The following is a 16,664-nucleotide window of genomic DNA, read 5'->3' as shown; positions in this document are numbered from 1 at the left end:
GGCGGATCGGCGGCAAGCTGCCCCCACTCCCCGGAGGCCTCAGATGAACCTCGACTCCACTGCCCTCGCCTATCAATCGGGCTTCGGCAACGAATTCAGCAGCGAAGCGCTCCCCGGCGCCCTGCCGGTCGGCCAGAACTCCCCGCAGAAAGCGCCCTACGGCCTGTACGCCGAACTGCTCTCCGGCACCGCCTTCACCATGGCTCGCAGCGAGGCCCGGCGCACCTGGCTGTACCGCATCACGCCGTCGGCCAAGCATCCGCCGTTCCGCCGCCTGGAACGACAGATCGCCGGTGCCGAACTGGATGCGCCGACCCCCAACCGCCTGCGCTGGGACCCGCTGGCACTGCCCGAGCAGCCCACCGACTTCCTCGACGGCCTGCTGCGCATGGCCGCCAACGCGCCCGGCGACAAGCCCGCCGGCGTGAGCATCTACCAGTACCTGGCCAACCGCTCGATGGAGCGTTGCTTCTACGACGCCGACGGCGAACTGCTGCTGGTCCCGCAGTTGGGCCGCCTGCGCCTGTGCACCGAACTCGGCGCGCTGCAGGTCGAACCGCTGGAGATCGCGGTGATCCCGCGCGGGATGAAGTTCCGCGTCGAGCTGCTCGACGGCGAGGCACGCGGCTATATCGCCGAGAACCACGGCGCGCCGCTGCGCCTGCCCGACCTCGGCCCGATCGGCAGCAATGGCCTGGCCAATCCGCGCGACTTCCTGGCCCCGGTGGCGCGCTACGAAGACAGCCGCCAGCCGCTGCAACTGGTGCAGAAATACCTCGGCGAGCTGTGGGCCTGCGAGCTTGACCACTCGCCGCTGGACGTGGTCGCCTGGCACGGCAACAACGTGCCCTACAAGTACGACCTGCGCCGCTTCAACACCATCGGCACGGTCAGCTTCGACCACCCGGACCCGTCGATCTTCACCGTGCTGACCTCCCCCACCAGCGTCCATGGCCTGGCCAACATCGACTTCGTGATCTTCCCGCCGCGCTGGATGGTGGCCGAGAACACCTTCCGTCCGCCATGGTTCCACCGCAACCTGATGAACGAGTTCATGGGCCTGATCCAGGGCGCCTATGACGCCAAGGCCGGCGGCTTCGTGCCCGGCGGCGCCTCGCTGCACAGTTGCATGAGCGCCCACGGCCCGGACGCGGAAAGCTGCGACAAGGCCATCGCCGCCGACCTCAAGCCGCACAGGATCGACCAGACCATGGCCTTCATGTTCGAGACCAGCCAGGTCCTCCGGCCGAGCCGTGCCGCCCTCGAGACGCCGGCCCTGCAGAATGACTACGATGCCTGCTGGGCGTCGCTCGTATCCACCTTCAACCCGCAACGGAGATAACCCCATGAACCAGCCAACCCCCACTCGTAGCTGGGTCGCCTCCGCCAATGGGCATGCCGACTTTCCCTTGCAAAACCTGCCGCTGGGCATCTTCAGCCGTGCCGGCCTGAGCCCGCGTTGCGGCGTGGCCATCGGCGACTCGATCCTCGACCTGGACGCGGCGCTGGCCGCCGGGCTGTTCGAGGGGGCCGCCGGCGAAGCCGCCGAAGCCACCCGCGGCGGCGCGCTGAACGCCTTCTTCGCCCTCGGCAAGCCGGCCCGCGTGGCACTGCGCCAGCGCCTGCTGGAGCTGCTCGGCGAAGGCGCCGCGGAGCGCCCGGAGCTGCTCCATGCGGCCGCCGAGTGCCAAATGCACCTACCGGCCAGGATCGGCGACTACACCGACTTCTACGTCGGCATCCGCCATGCCGAGAACGTCGGCAAGCTGTTCCGCCCGGACAACCCGCTGCTGCCCAACTACAAGCACGTGCCCATCGGCTACCACGGCCGCGCCTCGACCGTGCGCGTCTCCGGCAGCGAAGTGCGCCGGCCCAACGGCCAGACCCTGCCGGCCGGCGCCAGCGAGCCGGTGTTCGGTCCCTGTGCGCGTCTGGACTACGAACTGGAGCTAGGCATCTGGATCGGCCAGGGCAACGCCCTCGGCGAAGCCATCCCGGTTTCCCGCGCCGCCGAGCACATCGCCGGCTTCTGTCTGCTCAACGACTGGTCGGCGCGCGACATCCAGGCCTGGGAATACCAGCCGCTCGGCCCGTTCCTGTCGAAGAGCTTCATCACCAGCGTTTCGCCCTGGGTGGTCACCGCCGAAGCCCTGGAGCCGTTCCGCCGCGCCCAGCCAGCGCGCCCCGAAGGCGACCCGCGGCCGCTGCCGTATCTTTACGACGACAACGACCAGGCCCACGGCGCCTTCGACATCGAGCTGGAGGTCCTGCTGCTCACCGAGGGCCTGCGCGAGAAAGGCCTGCCGCCGCAGCGCCTGACCCTGAGCAACAGCCTGAGCATGTACTGGACGGTGGCGCAGATGGTCGCCCACCACAGCGTCAATGGCTGCCAGTTGCAGCCCGGCGACCTGTTCGGCTCCGGCACCCTGTCCGGCGCCGAGCCCGGCCAGTTCGGCTCGCTGCTGGAGATCACCGCTGGCGGCAAGCAGCCGGTGCAACTGGCCTCCGGCGAGACCCGGCGCTTCCTCGAGGACGGCGACGAGGTCATCCTCCGCGCCCGCTGCAAGCGCGAGGGACACGTCTCGATCGGTTTCGGCGAATGTCGCGGCAAAGTGCTCGCGGCCCATCCGGGGGCGCGCGGATGAAGCTCTATACCTACTACCGTTCCACCTCCTCCTACCGGGTGCGCATCGCCCTGGCGCTGAAGGGGCTGGACTACCAGTCGCTGCCGGTCAACCTGGTCCGCGACGGCGGCGAACACCGCCAACCCGCCTACCTGGCGCTCAACCCGCAGGGCCGCGTACCGGCCCTGCAGGTCGACGAGGGCGAGCTGCTGATCCAGTCGCCGGCGATCATCGAGTACCTCGAGGAGCGCTACCCGCACCCCGCCCTGCTCTCCAGCGATCCGCTGCGCCGCGCCCACGAGCGCGGAGTCGCGGCGCTGGTCGGCTGCGACATCCACCCGTTGCACAACGCCAGCGTGCTCAACCTGCTGCGCCAGTGGGGACACGACGAAGAGCAGGTCCGGCAGTGGATCGGCCACTGGGTCGGCCAGGGTCTCGCCGCCGTCGAGCAACTGATCGGCGACCAGGGCTGGTGCTTCGGCGACCGGCCGGGCCTGGCCGACGTCTACCTGATCCCGCAGCTCTACGCCGCCGAACGCTTCGGCGTAGCGCTGGACGCCTGGCCACGGATCCGCCGGGTCGCCGACCTGGCCGCCGCCCATCCGGCGTTCCGCCAGGCCCATCCGGCCAACCAGCCGGACACCCCGGCCGCCTGAGGGACCGCAGAGTCCCGCTCCTGAAGATAAAGGGGGGCGTCCGCCGGACGCCCCATCACCAATAAGAACCTCAGGTACCTTGCGATGCACAACCAGATCGCCAGCTTTCGCGCGGCGCTCGACGCGCGCCCCGTGTCCCGCTACCAGTGGCTGTTGCTGCTGCTCCTCGCCCTGTTGCTGGTCACCGATGGCTACGATGCCCAGGTGCTCGGCTACGTGGTGCCGACCCTGGCCCAGGAATGGGGCCTGGACAAGGCCGCGTTCGGCCCGGTGTTCAGCGCCAACCTGTTCGGCCTGACCGTCGGTTCGCTGCTGGTGACGCCGCTGGCGGACCGCTTCGGCATCCGCCGGGTGCTGCTCTGCTGCGTGCTGATCTACGCCAGCCTGACCGTCCTGATGGTCTTCGCCGGTTCCCTGGAAAGCCTGATGCTGGCGCGCTTCGTCTGCGGCATCGGAATGGGCGGGGCGATGCCCAGCGCCATGGCGCTGATGGCCGAGTATTCGCCACCGCGCCTGCGTACCCTGATGGTCACCCTGGCGGCCTGCGGTTTCTCCTTCGGCGGCGCCGCCGGCGGTTTCGTCGCCGCCGCCTTCATGGACGGCTTCGGCTGGCAGGCGGTGTTCCTCGCCGGCGGCGTCACCCCGTTGCTGCTGTTCCCCTTCCTCCTCCTGTTCCTGCCGGAGTCGCTGCCGCGCCTGCTCCGCGACGCACCGCCCTATGCCCGCCTACGCCAGCTCAGCGAGCGCATGGCGCCGGGCTGGCAGCCGCCGCCGGCACAGGCCGACGCCGAGCCGGCGGCGAGCCTGACCGTGCTGGAGCTGTTCCGCCACGGTTACGCGCGGCCGACCCTGCTGCTCTGGGCGACCTTCTTCGTCAGCCTGATCCTGCTCTACTTCATGGTCAGCTGGCTGCCCTCGCTGCTCCAGGAAAGCGGCCTGACACGCAATGCGGCGAACCTGGCGACCTCGATGTTCCTCTTCGCCGGCACCCTCGGCGCGATGCTCCTGGCCTGGCTCGCCGACCGCCTGCGCAGCAAGGTCCGCCTGCTGGCGGCGATTCTCGCCGGCGCCGCGCTGTTCACCCTGCTCCTCGGCCTCAACCACGACCAGCCGCGCTGGCTGCTGGCGTTCGTCTTCGCCGCCGGCTTCTGCATCATCGGCGGGCAGTTGACCCTGAACGCCTTCGCCAGCAACTTCTACCCGGCCCAGGTACGCGCCACCGGCACCGGCTGGGCGCTGGGCGTGGGCCGCTTCGGTTCGATCCTCGGCCCACTGTTCGGCAGCCTGCTGCTGGGCATGCACATATCCGTGGAGAACATCTTCATGCTTGCGGCGATTCCCGCCGGGCTCGCCGCGCTACTGATCCTCCAGGTCCGCTCGCCCGCCGCCCAGGCGCAGCGGGAAAGCGCCGCCGCGCTGGCCGTCGAGGAATCCTGAGCCTTCACCGCGAGCGGCTTCCCGGCTACAGTGGCGGGCCGTTTCGCCGTCCGCCGCAGGAGCCGCCGATGAACGACGCCGACAGCCTCCAGGATTACCAACGCGTACGCCAGCAGGCGATCCGTTCGCTGTTCGAGATCGTCGAAGGCTCCAGCGAAGGCACGGTGATCGTCGACCGCGAGGCCCGCATCGTCTGGATCAACCAGCGCTACGCCCAGCGTTTCGGCCTCGCCGACCCGGCGCAGGCTATCGGCCGGCCCTGCGAAAGCGTGATCCCCGGTAGCCTACTGCGCGAGGTGGTAGGCAGCGGCAAGCCGATCCTGCTGGACATGATGGATAGCGCGAAGGACCCGCTGGTGGTGATGCGCCTGCCGATCCACGACGACGCCGGCGAAGTGATCGGCGCCATCGGCTTCGCCCTGCTCGACGAACTGCGTTCGCTGTCGCCGCTGGTGACCCGCTACCTGAGCATGCAGCGCGAACTGGCCTCGACCCGCTCGCAATTGCAGGCGCGCCAGGCCAAGTACAGCTTCAGCCACTTCGTCGGTACCAGTCCGGCCAGCCTGGAAGTCAAGCGCCGCGCCCGTCGTGGCGCGGCCAGCGAAGCGCCGGTGCTGTTGCTCGGCGAGACCGGCACCGGCAAGGAACTGCTCGCCCACGCCATCCACAGCGCTTCGCCGCGGGCGCACAAGGCCTTCGTCAGCGTGAACGCCGCGGCGATCCCGGAAAGCCTGCTGGAGGCCGAATTCTTCGGTACCGCCCCGGGGGCCTTCACCGGTGCCGAGCGCAAGGGCCGGCCAGGCAAGTTGCAGGTGGCCCAGGGCGGCACGTTGTTCCTCGACGAGATCGGCGATATGCCGCTGGCATTGCAAGGCAAGCTGCTGCGCGTGCTGCAGGAGAAAGAGTTCGAAGCGGTGGGTTCCAACGAAGTGATCCGCAGCGACATCCGCCTGGTCGCCGCCACTTCCATCGACCTGCAGCAGGCGATGCGCGAAGGCCGTTTCCGCGCCGACCTCTACTACCGGCTGAACGTCCTGCCGATCGAGATCCCGCCGTTGCGCCAGCGCCTGGACGACCTCCCGGCGCTCTGCGAGTCGATCCTCGACAGCCTCGACCACGGCCGTCTCCACGAACTCGGCGACGACGCCCTGGCGCTGCTCGCCCGGCATGCCTGGCCGGGCAATGTTCGCGAACTGCGCAACGTGCTGGAACGCGCGCTGCTGCTGGCCGACCAACCGTTGCTGGACGCCGCCGCCCTCGGCGCGGCGCTGGGCCCCCTGCAACCGCTGCCGGAGCTGCCTCGAGCGGCGGACGACAGGCCGGTCGGGGATTTCCAACAGGCCCGCGAAGCCTTCGAGCGCGACCTGATCGGACGGGCCCTGGCGCAGAGTGCCGGCAATGTGGTGGAAGCGGCGAAACGCCTGGGCCTGGGTCGCTCGACCCTGTACAAGAAGATCGTGGCGCTGGGCATTCGTCTCGATAACGGGACCCGTCTCGAAATAGAGACGAACTGAGACCTGCATAGCCACGGCACTTTCGCTCGATTACGTCTCCATTTTGAGACAACGCTGTTCCCCACGCTCCCCTTCGTCTCGCCGCAGCCCGCGAAAACCGCGATTCTGTGGCCTGGCACGGTTATCGCAACGCGCCTTTCCGACGGCCCTGCCCCGTTCCAGGCCGTCACGCCGGTGCCCGCACCGTTCGACAACAAGAAACAGGCCCGGAGCGCCCTTCCCCATGCGGAGCGCGCCCCGCAGCGCCGTGGAGATATGCCCGATGAGCGTGATCATCGCCCTTGCCGCCCTGGGCCTGCTGATGCTGGCCGCCTACCGGGGCTACAGCGTCATCCTGTTCGCCCCCCTCGCCGCCCTCGGCGCCGTCCTGCTCACCGATCCCAGCGCGGTCGCGCCGACCTTCACCGGGGTGTTCATGGAGAAGATGGTCGGTTTCATCAAGCTTTACTTCCCGGTATTCCTGCTTGGCGCGGTGTTCGGCAAGCTGATCGAGCTGGCCGGCTTCTCCCGCTCCATCGTCGCGGCGGCGATCCGCCTGCTCGGCACCCGCCAGGCGATGCTGGTGATCGTACTGGTCTGCGCGCTGCTCACCTACGGCGGCGTCTCGCTGTTCGTGGTGGTGTTCGCGGTCTACCCGTTCGCCGCGGAGATGTTCCGCCAGAGCGACATCCCCAAGCGGTTGATTCCGGCGACCATCGCCCTCGGCGCGTTTTCCTTCACCATGGACGCGCTGCCCGGCACCCCGCAGATCCAGAACATCATCCCCTCGACCTTCTTCGGCACCCACGCCTGGGCCGCGCCCTGGCTCGGCACCCTCGGCGCGCTGTTCGTCTTCGCCGTGGGCATGCTCTACCTGCGACGCCAGGCGAACAAGGCGCGGCGCAACGGCGAAGGCTACGGCAGCGACCTGCGCAACGAGCCGGAGACCGCCGATGACCTGCGCCTGCCGAATCCCTGGCTGGCGCTCTCGCCGCTGGTGCTGGTCGGGGTCGCCAACCTGCTGTTCACCCACTGGATCCCGCAATGGTACGGACAGGTCCATACCCTGCAACTGGCCGGCATGGCCACGCCGTTGCAGACCGAGGTCGGCAAGCTCACCGCGATCTGGGCAGTGCAGGCGGCCCTGCTGCTGGGCATCCTGCTGGTGCTGGCGAGCGGCTTCGCGGCGATCCGCAGCCGCCTCGCCGAAGGCACCCGCAGCGCGGTGGCCGGCTCGCTGCTGGCGGCGATGAACACCGCCTCGGAATACGGCTTCGGTGCGGTGATCGCCTCGCTGCCGGGCTTCCTGGTGCTGGCCGACGCGCTCAAGAGCATTCCCAATCCGCTGGTCAACGAAGCGATCACCGTCACCCTGCTGGCCGGCATCACCGGTTCCGCGTCGGGCGGCATGAGCATCGCCCTGGCGGCGATGTCCGATACCTTCATCGCCGCCGCCAACGCCGCGCAGATCCCCCTGGAAGTCCTCCACCGGGTCGCCGCCATGGCCAGCGGCGGGATGGATACCCTGCCGCACAACGGCGCGGTGATCACCCTCCTGGCGGTCACCGGCCTGACCCATCGGGAGGCGTACAAGGACATTTTCGGCATTACCCTGATCAAGACCCTGGCGGTGTTCTTCGTCATCGGACTGTTCTACGCCACCGGCCTGGTCTGATCCGCCCTTTTTTCATCCAGCGGGAGAAACAGCATGACCCTGAAAGGCAAGACCGCCCTGGTCACCGGTTCCACCAGCGGCATCGGCCTGGGCATCGCCCTGAGCCTGGCCGAGGCCGGCGCCGACCTGCTCCTCAACGGCTTCGGCGAGGTCGACGCGGCGCTGGCGCAGGTCCGCGCCCACGGCGTGCGCGCAGAGCACCACCCGGCCGACCTCTCCAGCCCGGAGCAGATCGGCGAACTGATGGCCTTCGCCGAGCGGACCTTCGGCGGCGTCGACATCCTCGTCAACAACGCCGGCATCCAGTACGTGGCGCCGGTGCAGGAATTCCCCATGGAACGCTGGGACGCGATCATCGCGATCAACCTGTCCTCGGTGTTCCATACCACCCGCCTGGCCCTGCCGGGCATGCTCGCGCGCGGCTGGGGGCGGATCGTCAACATCGCCTCGACCCACGGCCTGGTCGCCTCAGCCGGAAAGAGCGCCTACGTCGCCGCCAAGCACGGCGTGCTCGGCCTGACCAAGAGCGTGGCGCTGGAAACGGCGCGCACGCCGGTGACCTGCAACGCCATCTGCCCCGGCTGGGTGCTGACCCCGCTGGTGCAGAAGCAGATCGACGCGCGCACCGCCGAGGGCGTCTCGCCCGAACAGGCGGAACACGACCTGCTGGCGGAAAAGCAACCCTCGCTGGCCTTCGTCACCCCCGAGCAACTCGGCGGACTGACGCTGTTCCTTTGCAGCGAAGCCGCCGACCAGGTGCGCGGCGCGGCCTGGAACATGGATGGCGGCTGGGTGGCGCAGTAGCCGGGGCGGCCAGCCTCTCCCCAGACCCTCTCCCTGAAGGGAGAGGGAACCATCCGGAGTTCGCCCGCCCCATTGCGTAGGGCGGATAACGCCACAGGCGTTATCCGCCGATACCTCGTCTCCCGGCACGGCTGCCCGGTCCCCAACCTCCTCCCTGAAGGGAGAGGAAGTTATCGGGGGGTGCGATGCGCTACGGCATCACCGGCGGGATGTACGCCAGGGTGCTGCCCAGGGCCCAGAGCAGCACCAGCACCAGCGGGATGTGCACCAGCAACTGGACGAACGAGAAGCCGATCAGGTCGCGCGCCTTCAGCCCCAGCACGCCGAGCAACGGCAGCATGTAGAACGGATTGATCAGGTTCGGCAGCGCCTCGGCGGCGTTGTAGATCTGCACCGCCCAGCCGAGGTGGTATTGCAGCTCGTTGGCCACCTGCATCACGTACGGCGCCTCGATGATCCACTTGCCGCCGCCGGAGGGAATGAAGAAGCCCAGCACCGCCGAGTACACGCCCATCAGCAGCGCGTAGGTGTCGTGGGAGGCGATCTGTACGAAGAAGGTCGAGATATGGTGGGCCAGGGTCTCGCCGTCGCTGCCGTTGACCGTGGTCATGATCGCCGCGATCGAGCCGTACAGTGGGAACTGGATCAGTACCCCGGTGGTGGTCGGCACCGCGCGCGCCACCGCGTCGAGGAAGCTGCGCGGGCGCCAGTGCAGCAACGCGCCGAGCATCAGGAACAGCAGGTTATAGGTGTTCAACCCGGAGATCGCCAGGATCGCCGGCTTGGTCGAGAACTCGTGGACCAGCCAGCCGCCGGCCAGCAGTACCAGCAGGATGATCAGCAACGGGCTGTGCTCCAGCCACTCGCCGGGCCGGGTCGGCGCCAGCCTGGCCGGAGCCGTGAAGCTCACGTCGACCCCGCAATCCTTGGCGTCGCGGGCGCTGGCGGCGCTCGGCGCGGTCATGTAGGCGATCACCAGCGAGACCAGGATCAGCGCCAGCAGCATGACCCCGGACTGCCAGAGGAAGATGGTCTCGGTGAACGGGATCACCCCGGTGATCGCCAGGATCGACGGTGGCAGGCTGGCCGGGTTGGCCTGCAACTGCGCGGCCGACGACGACAGGCCCAGCGCCCACACCGCGCCCAGCCCGAGGTAGGCCGCGGCGCCGGCGGCGCGGTAGTCCATGCGCAGGTCGCTGCGGCGCGCCAGGGCGCGTACCAGCAGGCCGCCGAAGACCAGGCTGAGGCCCCAGTTGAGCAGCGAGGCGAGCATCGACACCAGCGCCACCCAGCAGACCGCCGAGCGGCCATTCTTCGGCACCCGCGCGAGCAGGTCGATGAGACGCGAGGCGGGGCCTGAACTGGCCACCACATAGCCGCCGATGACCACGAAGGCCATCTGCATGGTGAATGGGATCAGGCTCCAGAAACCGTCACCGAAGGCTTTCGCCGTGGCGGTCGGTCCGGCGCCCATGGCCAGCGCGGCCAGGCTGACGATGAGGATGGCCAGGGCGGCGAACACCCAGGAGTCGGGAAACCAGCGCTCGGCCCAGTTCGAGCAACGCATGGCGAAGCGCGCGGAGCGGCTTTCTTGGATGGGAAGGATAGCGGTCATCGCGGATTCTCTCGGTTTTATTGTTATTCGGCGACTACGGGGCCGCCTGTGTGTGCTACGGCTCCCTGGGCACCCGGCCGTCCCGAGGGGCGGAACGGTACGGGGCCGGTCGGACGGTCAAGGCCGTCCGCCGCTCGTTCCCTGGACACGAGCGCGCCATGCCCCCGCGAAAGGACATGGCGCGATCACGCCGCGAGCGGCAGGTCGATGGATCAGTCGCGGGCCAGGGTCAGGGCGACGCCCTGCCCGCCGCCGATGCACAGGGTGGCGAGACCCTTCTTCGCGTCGCGACGGATCATCTCGTACAGCAGGGTCACCAGCACCCGGCAGCCGGACGCGCCGATCGGGTGGCCAAGGGCGATGGCGCCGCCGTTGACGTTGACCCTGGCGGCATCCCAGCCCAGTTCCCGGCCCACCGCCAGGGACTGCGCGGCGAAGGCCTCGTTGGCCTCGATCAGGTCCAGTTGCTCCAGGCTCCAGCCGGCCTTGTCGAGCGCGCGACGGCTGGCGGAGACCGGGCCGATGCCCATGATCGCCGGGTCGACCCCGGCGCTGGCGTAGCTGGCGATCCGCGCCAGCACCGGCAGGCCCAGGGCCTTGGCCTTGGCCGCGCTCATCAGCAATACCGCGGCGGCGCCGTCGTTGAGGCTGGAGGCGTTGCCGGCGGTGACGCTGCCGTCCTTCCTGAAGGCCGGCTTGAGCTTGGCCAGGGCCTCGACGGTGGTGCCGGCGCGCGGCTGCTCGTCGGTGTCGAAGCTCAGCGGCTCGCCCTTGCGCTGCGGGACCTGGATCGGCGTGATCTCGTCGCGGAAGCGCCCGCCCTCGATGGCGGCGATGGCCTTCTGCTGCGAAGCGGCGGCGAAGGCGTCCTGCTCCTCGCGGGTCAGGCCGTACTTCTCCGCCAGGTTCTCGGCGGTGATGCCCATGTGGTAGTCGTTGAAGGCGTCCCACAGGCCGTCCTCGATCATGCTGTCGACCAGCTTCGCATGGCCCATGCGCAGGCCGGTGCGGGCGCCGGGCATGACGTAGGGCGCCAGGCTCATGTTCTCCTGGCCGCCGGCGACGATCACCTCGGCGTCGCCGCAGCGAATCGCCTGGGCGCCCAGGTGCAGGGCCTTGAGGCCGGAGCCGCAGACCTTGTTCAGGGTCATGGCCGGCACGCCGACCGGCAGGCCGGCCTTGATCGCCGCCTGGCGCGCCGGGTTCTGCCCGGACCCGGCGGTGAGCACCTGGCCGAGGATCACTTCGTCGACCTGGCCGGCATCGAGACCGGTCTGTTCGAGCAGGCGGCGGATCACCGCGGCGCCCAGCTCGGGGGCGGGAATGCCGGCCAGCGAGCCCTGGAAGCTGCCGACGGCGGTACGGGTAGCGGCGACGATGACGACGTCTTGCATGGATGGTTCTCCTGGATTCGCCCGTGGCCGGGCCGAATCGCTGCGGGTGGACGTAGACGGTGCGACAGCCTCCTATCCTACGCCCTCTGGAAAGGACGGTCCGCGCGGCCGGCGCCTTGCGTGGAGGCGCCGGCCGCGCGGACCGCGATTCAGAAACTCATTTCCGGCACGTGCTCGGGGACGATCAGCTTGCCGGCGGTCTTCGCCACGATCTCCTCGACGCTGACCCCGGGGGCGCGCTCGCGGAGGATGAAGGCGCCGTCCTCGATCTCCAGGTAGGCCAGGTCGGTGAGCACCTTGCGAATGCAGCCGCAACCGGTCAGCGGCAGGGTGCAGTACGGCAGCAGCTTGGACTCGCCGTCCTTGGAGGCGTGGGTCATGGTGACGATGATGTTCTCGGCGCCGGCCACCAGGTCCATGGCGCCGCCCATACCCTTGACCAGCTTGCCGGGGATCATCCAGGAGGCGATGTTGCCGCGCACGTCCACCTCGAAGGCACCGAGCACGGTGAGGTCGACGTGGCCGCCACGGATCATGGCGAAGGACTGCGCCGAGTCGAAGATCGACGCGCCGACGCGGGCGGTCACGGTCTGCTTGCCGGCGTTGATCATGTCGGCGTCGACTTCCGCCTCGCTGGGAAACGCGCCCATGCCGAGCAGGCCGTTCTCCGACTGGAGCATGACGTCGATGCCCTCCGGCACGTAGTTGGCCACCAGGGTCGGGATGCCGATGCCGAGGTTGACGTAGTAGCCGTCCTTCAATTCGCGCGCCACGCGCTGCGCCATCTGTTCGCGGGTAAGTGCCATCTGGGGAAACCTCTTGTCGTTGTAGCGGCCGCCGTCAGGCGCGCAGCGTGCGTTTCTCGATGCGTTTCTCGAAGCGACCCTGGATGATCCGGTCGACGTAGATGCCGGGGGTGTGGATCTGCGTCGGGTCCAGTTCGCCGGGCTCGACGATCTCCTCCACCTCGACCACCGTGATGCGCCCGGCGGTGGCGACCAGCGGATTGAAGTTCTGCGCGGTGTGGCGATAGACGACGTTGCCGAAATGGTCGGCCTTCCAGCCCTTGACGATGGCGAAGTCGCCGGTGATGGCCGGCTCGAGGATGTAGTGGCGGCCATTGAACTCGCGCGCCTCCTTGCCCTCGGCGACCGGGGTGCCGTAGCCGGTGGCGGTGAAGAAGGCCGGGATGCCGGCGCCGCCGGCGCGGATCTTCTCGGCCAGCGAGCCTTGCGGGGTCAGTTCGACTTCCAGCTCGCCACTGAGCAGTTGTTGCTCGAACAGGGCGTTCTCGCCGACGTAGGAGGCGATCATCTTGCGGATCTGCCGGTCTTCCAGCAGCACGCCGAGGCCGAAACCGTCGACGCCGCAGTTGTTCGAGACCACCGTGAGGTCCCTGACCCCGCGCCGGCGGATTTCCGCGATCAGGTTCTCGGGAATCCCGCAGAGGCCGAAGCCCCCGGCGAGGACGGTCATGCCGTCGGTCAGGCCTTCGAGGGCCTCTTCGTAACTGCCTACTCGCTTGTCGAGTCCGCTCATGCTGCTGTGCCTCTTCCGGCTCTTGTGATTGTGCGTGCGGCAGTCTGACTGCCGGGTCGCACAGAGCTTCTCCGCTGCGGACTGATTTGTTAAGTTTGTTTTTCCAATCCATTGATGAGAAAAACAAATAAATGACCGTCAAGCAGTTGCGCGCCTTCCTCGCCGTGGCGCAGAGCCTCAGCTTCGCCCAGGCCGGCGAACGCCTGCACCTCTCCCAGCCGGCCCTGAGCCTGGCGATCAAGAGCCTGGAGGAAAGCCTCGGCGGTCCGCTGCTGGAACGTACCACCCGCAGCGTCAGCCTCACCCCCGAGGGCGAGACCCTGCTGCCGCTGGCGCTGCGCCTGCTGGCCGACTGGGACAATACCGAGGAATTGCTGCGCCAGCACTTCACCCTGCAACTGGGCAAGGTCTCCATCGCCGCCATGCCCTCCTTCGCCGGCAACCTGCTGCCGCTGGTCTTGAAGACCTTTCGCGAACGCCACCCGCGGGTCAACGTGGCGGTGCACGACGTGATCAACGAGCAGGTGCTGGAGATGGTCCGCAACCGACGCGTCGAGCTGGGCATCGCCTTCGAGCCGGAGTCCCTGGAAAACCTCGAGTTCACCCCGTTCTACAGCGACCGCTTCGTCGCCGTGGTGCCGACCGGCTCGCCGCTGTCCGGGCAGGAGCGGATCAGTTGGCGCGAACTGCTCGGCGAGCCCTTCATTACCCTGCAACGCCCCTCGGCGGTGCGCCTGCTCCTGGAAGAAAGCGTGGCCGCCGAGCACGGCCGCTTGCCGGTGGCGTTCGAGAGCCACCAACTGGTCACGGTCGGGCGGATGGTCGCCCAGGGACTGGGTGTCAGCGCCGTGCCGACCCTGTGCATCCAGCAGATGCAGGAACTCGGCGCGCGCTGCCTGCCGCTCTACGCGCCGCAGGTGCAGCGACGGGTCGGCCTGCTGCGGCTGAGCGAGCACAAGCTGTCCACCGCCGCCCAGGCCCTCAGCGACGTGCTGCTGCATGGCACCGACTGGCGCTCGCTGGCGCTGCCGCAGGACCAGTCCACGGAGTGAGGCAGGCAGCGGCGGGTCCGGTTATGCTTCCTGCATGTCCCGGAACAACAACAAGGACGGACACGCCATGCCCGCACCGCTCTGGAGCCCTTCCGCCGAACGCATCGCCGCCAGTCGCATGGAGGCCTTCCGGCGCTTCGTCAACCAGCGCCATGCCCTCGGTCTGGCCGACTACCCGGCGCTGCATGCCTGGAGCGTGGAGCGGCGCGAGGCGTTCTGGCAGGCCATCGTCGACTTCTTCGAGGTGCGCTTCCAGCAACCGCCGCGTGCGGTCCTCGAGGAAGGCACGCAGATGCCCTCGGCGCGCTGGTTCCCCGGCGCCACGCTGAATTTCGCCGAACACCTGCTGCGCCGCCGCGATGATGCCCCGGCGCTGATCGCGGTGAGCGAAGACGGTCGCCGCGAGGTGCTCAGCCACGCCGAACTGGCCCGTCACGTGGCGGGCCTGCAGAAGCGCCTCGCCGCCCTGGGCATAGGCCCCGGCGACCGGGTCGCCGCGCTGATGCCGAACACCTGGCAGACCGTGGTCGGCATGCTCGCCACCGCCAGCCTCGGCGCCACCTGGTCGAGCTGCTCGCCGGACTTCGGCACCCAGGGCGTGATCGACCGCTTCGGCCAGATCGAACCGCGGGTGCTGATCGCCTGCGCCGGCTACCGCTACGCCGGCAAGTCGCTGGACCTGACCGCCAAGCTCAACGAGGTGCTCGCCGGCCTGCCCGGCCTGGAGCAACTGCTGGTGGTGCCCTACGACCGTCCGCAGGCGCAGCCGCAGGACTACCGCTGCCAGGCGCGTGTCGCGCTGTGGGACGGGTTCTACCAGGCCGAGGGCGAGCCGGTCTTCACCCCGGTGCCCTTCGAGCAGCCGCTGTACATCCTCTATTCGTCGGGCACCACCGGGGTACCCAAGTGCATCGTCCATGCCACCGGCGGCGTGCTCCTGCAACATCTCAAGGAGCACGGCCTGCACACCGACCTGGGCGACGGCGACCGGCTGTTCTACTACACCACCTGCGGCTGGATGATGTGGAACTGGCTGGCCTCCGGCCTGGCGGTGGGCGCCAGCCTGGTGCTCTACGACGGCTCGCCGTTCCACCCCGGCCCCGAGCGCCTGCTGGACCTCGTCGACGCCGAGGACATCGCCGTGTTCGGCGCCAGCGCCAAGTACCTGGCGGCGCTCGAGAAGGCCGGCGTACGCCCGCGCCACAGCCACCGCCTGGACAGTCTGAGGACACTGCTCTCCACCGGTTCGCCGCTGGCCCACGAAAGCTTTGATTACGTCTATCGCGAGCTGAAGAGCGACCTCTGCCTGTCGTCGATCTCCGGCGGCACCGACATCGTTTCCTGCTTCGCCATCGGCAACCCGGTGCTGCCGGTGTGGCGCGGCGAACTGCAATGCAAGGCGCTGGGCATGGCCGTGGAAATCTGGGACGACGACGGCCGCCGCCTCGCCAGCGGCAAGGGCGAGCTGGTCTGCACCCGGCATTTCCCGTCGATCCCGCTGGGCTTCTGGAACGACCCGGATGGCTCCAGGTTCTACGACGCCTACTTCGCCAGTTTTCCCGGCGTCTGGGCCCATGGCGACTACGCCGAGGAAACCGCCCACGGCGGGCTGGTCATCCACGGCCGCTCCGACGCGGTGCTCAATCCCGGCGGCGTGCGCATCGGCACCGCGGAAATCTACCGCCAGGTGGAAAAGGTCGAGGAAGTCCTCGAGTCCATCGCCATCGGCCAGGACTGGCAGGGCGATGTGCGTGTGCTGCTGTTCGTCCGCCTGCGCGACGGCGTGCGACTCGACGAGCCGCTGCGTGAACGCATCCGCCAGACCATCCGCGCCAACGCCACGCCGCGCCACGTACCGGCGAAGATCATCCAGGTCGCCGATATCCCGCGCACCCTGAGCGGCAAGATCGTCGAGCTTGCGGTGCGCAACGTGATCCACGGCCGCCCGGTGAAAAACACCGACGCCCTGGCCAACCCGCAGGCGCTGGAGCTTTATCGCGACCTCGCCGAACTGCGCGACTGAAGCCGCGGCGAGCCTGGGCTAGAATGCGCGTTCCGTGCTACCGCAAAAGGTAATCCCATGCCCGTCGCCATGGCCCGCCACATCCTGGTCAAGACCGAAGCCGAGGCCGCCCAACTGAAGCAGCGCCTGGCCAAGGGCGAGGACTTCGCCACACTGGCGAAGAAGCATTCGACCTGCCCGTCCGGCAAGCGCGGCGGCGACCTCGGCGAGGTGCGCCCGGGGCAGATGGTCAGGTCCATCGACAATGCCATCTTCAGGAAACCCGTGGGCGTGCTCCAGGGTCCGCTGAAGAGCCAGTTCGGCTACCATCTCCTGGAAGTGTATTTCCGCGACTGAACCGCCACCGGAGCGT

Annotated in this window: 14 protein-coding genes; 10 read left to right on the top strand and 4 right to left on the bottom strand. The window is 68.7% G+C overall.

Features of this window, described 5'->3' with window-relative positions; genetic code table 11:
* The first annotated feature begins 43 nt into the window (after positions 1–43).
* From hmgA to bdhA, 7 genes are all read left to right on the top strand, one after another.
* On the top strand, positions 44–1,342 hold the full coding sequence (gene hmgA, locus VQ065_RS15600; RefSeq protein WP_003088587.1) for a homogentisate 1,2-dioxygenase: 1,299 nt from the start codon (positions 44–46) through the stop codon (positions 1,340–1,342).
* 4 nt (positions 1,343–1,346) lie between these two features.
* A complete protein-coding gene (gene fahA, locus VQ065_RS15595; protein WP_003111363.1) occupies positions 1,347–2,645 on the top strand; it encodes a fumarylacetoacetase in 1,299 nt (432 codons plus the stop codon).
* Positions 2,642–3,280, top strand: coding sequence for a maleylacetoacetate isomerase (gene maiA / locus VQ065_RS15590; RefSeq protein WP_003088582.1), 639 nt, complete (start codon positions 2,642–2,644; stop codon positions 3,278–3,280). The genes fahA and maiA overlap by 4 nt, the downstream gene beginning before the upstream one ends.
* A gap of 84 nt (positions 3,281–3,364) precedes the next feature.
* Positions 3,365–4,717, top strand: coding sequence for an MFS transporter (locus tag VQ065_RS15585; RefSeq protein WP_003088580.1), 1,353 nt, complete (start codon positions 3,365–3,367; stop codon positions 4,715–4,717).
* A 68-nt stretch (positions 4,718–4,785) separates the two neighbouring features.
* A complete protein-coding gene (hbcR, locus tag VQ065_RS15580) occupies positions 4,786–6,231 on the top strand; it encodes a sigma-54-dependent transcriptional regulator HbcR (RefSeq protein WP_003088577.1) in 1,446 nt (481 codons plus the stop codon).
* A 262-nt stretch (positions 6,232–6,493) separates the two neighbouring features.
* Complete coding sequence (locus VQ065_RS15575; RefSeq protein WP_003088575.1) at positions 6,494–7,885, top strand: GntP family permease; 1,392 nt, start codon at positions 6,494–6,496, stop codon at positions 7,883–7,885.
* Between the two features lie 33 nt (positions 7,886–7,918).
* On the top strand, positions 7,919–8,689 hold the full coding sequence (gene bdhA / locus VQ065_RS15570; protein ID WP_003088573.1) for a 3-hydroxybutyrate dehydrogenase: 771 nt from the start codon (positions 7,919–7,921) through the stop codon (positions 8,687–8,689).
* Positions 8,690–8,879: 190 nt separating this feature from the next.
* Here the strand turns inward: bdhA and VQ065_RS15565 are convergent, their stop codons facing one another.
* From VQ065_RS15565 to VQ065_RS15550, 4 genes are all read right to left on the bottom strand, one after another.
* Complete coding sequence (locus tag VQ065_RS15565) at positions 8,880–10,304, bottom strand: short-chain fatty acid transporter (protein WP_003088572.1); 1,425 nt, start codon at positions 10,302–10,304, stop codon at positions 8,880–8,882.
* Positions 10,305–10,516: 212 nt separating this feature from the next.
* Positions 10,517–11,698, bottom strand: coding sequence for an acetyl-CoA C-acetyltransferase (locus VQ065_RS15560; RefSeq protein ID WP_003088570.1), 1,182 nt, complete (start codon positions 11,696–11,698; stop codon positions 10,517–10,519).
* 149 nt (positions 11,699–11,847) lie between these two features.
* Complete coding sequence (locus VQ065_RS15555; RefSeq protein WP_003088567.1) at positions 11,848–12,504, bottom strand: CoA transferase subunit B; 657 nt, start codon at positions 12,502–12,504, stop codon at positions 11,848–11,850.
* Between the two features lie 34 nt (positions 12,505–12,538).
* On the bottom strand, positions 12,539–13,237 hold the full coding sequence (locus VQ065_RS15550; protein ID WP_003088566.1) for a CoA transferase subunit A: 699 nt from the start codon (positions 13,235–13,237) through the stop codon (positions 12,539–12,541).
* Positions 13,238–13,368: 131 nt separating this feature from the next.
* Here VQ065_RS15550 and VQ065_RS15545 point away from each other — a divergent pair, with 131 nt between their 5' ends.
* The 3 genes from VQ065_RS15545 to VQ065_RS15535 all read left to right on the top strand — a co-directional run bounded on the left by VQ065_RS15545 (position 13,369) and on the right by VQ065_RS15535 (position 16,648).
* On the top strand, positions 13,369–14,289 hold the full coding sequence (locus VQ065_RS15545; RefSeq protein ID WP_003088564.1) for a LysR family transcriptional regulator: 921 nt from the start codon (positions 13,369–13,371) through the stop codon (positions 14,287–14,289).
* A gap of 67 nt (positions 14,290–14,356) precedes the next feature.
* The gene (locus tag VQ065_RS15540) at positions 14,357–16,312 is read left to right on the top strand and encodes an acetoacetate--CoA ligase (RefSeq protein WP_003088561.1); all 1,956 of its coding nucleotides are present in this window, start codon (positions 14,357–14,359) and stop codon (positions 16,310–16,312) included.
* A 57-nt stretch (positions 16,313–16,369) separates the two neighbouring features.
* Positions 16,370–16,648 (top strand): peptidylprolyl isomerase, encoded by a 279-nt coding sequence (locus VQ065_RS15535; RefSeq protein ID WP_003088559.1) that lies wholly within the window; start codon positions 16,370–16,372, stop codon positions 16,646–16,648.
* Positions 16,649–16,664: the final 16 nt, after the last annotated feature.

It is taken from the genome of Pseudomonas sp. KBN10P06128 (genome assembly GCF_037574945.1).
In the GTDB taxonomy this organism is placed as follows: Bacteria; Pseudomonadota; Gammaproteobacteria; order Pseudomonadales; family Pseudomonadaceae; genus Pseudomonas; species Pseudomonas aeruginosa.
The sequence above is the reverse complement of the archived record's forward strand: the minus strand, read 5'-3'. Positions and strand labels throughout refer to the sequence as shown.

Bases quoted from the DNA above. Each gene is read 5' to 3' on its own strand.
- hmgA (WP_003088587.1), top strand. From the start codon at position 44: ATGAACCTCGACTCCACTGCCCTCGCCTATCAATCGGGCTTCGGCAAC.
- fahA (WP_003111363.1), top strand. From the start codon at position 1,347: ATGAACCAGCCAACCCCCACTCGTAGCTGGGTCGCCTCCGCCAATGGG.
- maiA (WP_003088582.1), top strand. From the start codon at position 2,642: ATGAAGCTCTATACCTACTACCGTTCCACCTCCTCCTACCGGGTGCGC.
- VQ065_RS15585 (WP_003088580.1), top strand. From the start codon at position 3,365: ATGCACAACCAGATCGCCAGCTTTCGCGCGGCGCTCGACGCGCGCCCC.
- hbcR (WP_003088577.1), top strand. From the start codon at position 4,786: ATGAACGACGCCGACAGCCTCCAGGATTACCAACGCGTACGCCAGCAG.
- VQ065_RS15575 (WP_003088575.1), top strand. From the start codon at position 6,494: ATGAGCGTGATCATCGCCCTTGCCGCCCTGGGCCTGCTGATGCTGGCC.
- bdhA (WP_003088573.1), top strand. From the start codon at position 7,919: ATGACCCTGAAAGGCAAGACCGCCCTGGTCACCGGTTCCACCAGCGGC.
- VQ065_RS15565 (WP_003088572.1), bottom strand. From the start codon at position 10,304: ATGACCGCTATCCTTCCCATCCAAGAAAGCCGCTCCGCGCGCTTCGCC.
- VQ065_RS15560 (WP_003088570.1), bottom strand. From the start codon at position 11,698: ATGCAAGACGTCGTCATCGTCGCCGCTACCCGTACCGCCGTCGGCAGC.
- VQ065_RS15555 (WP_003088567.1), bottom strand. From the start codon at position 12,504: ATGGCACTTACCCGCGAACAGATGGCGCAGCGCGTGGCGCGCGAATTG.
- VQ065_RS15550 (WP_003088566.1), bottom strand. From the start codon at position 13,237: ATGAGCGGACTCGACAAGCGAGTAGGCAGTTACGAAGAGGCCCTCGAA.
- VQ065_RS15545 (WP_003088564.1), top strand. From the start codon at position 13,369: ATGACCGTCAAGCAGTTGCGCGCCTTCCTCGCCGTGGCGCAGAGCCTC.
- VQ065_RS15540 (WP_003088561.1), top strand. From the start codon at position 14,357: ATGCCCGCACCGCTCTGGAGCCCTTCCGCCGAACGCATCGCCGCCAGT.
- VQ065_RS15535 (WP_003088559.1), top strand. From the start codon at position 16,370: ATGCCCGTCGCCATGGCCCGCCACATCCTGGTCAAGACCGAAGCCGAG.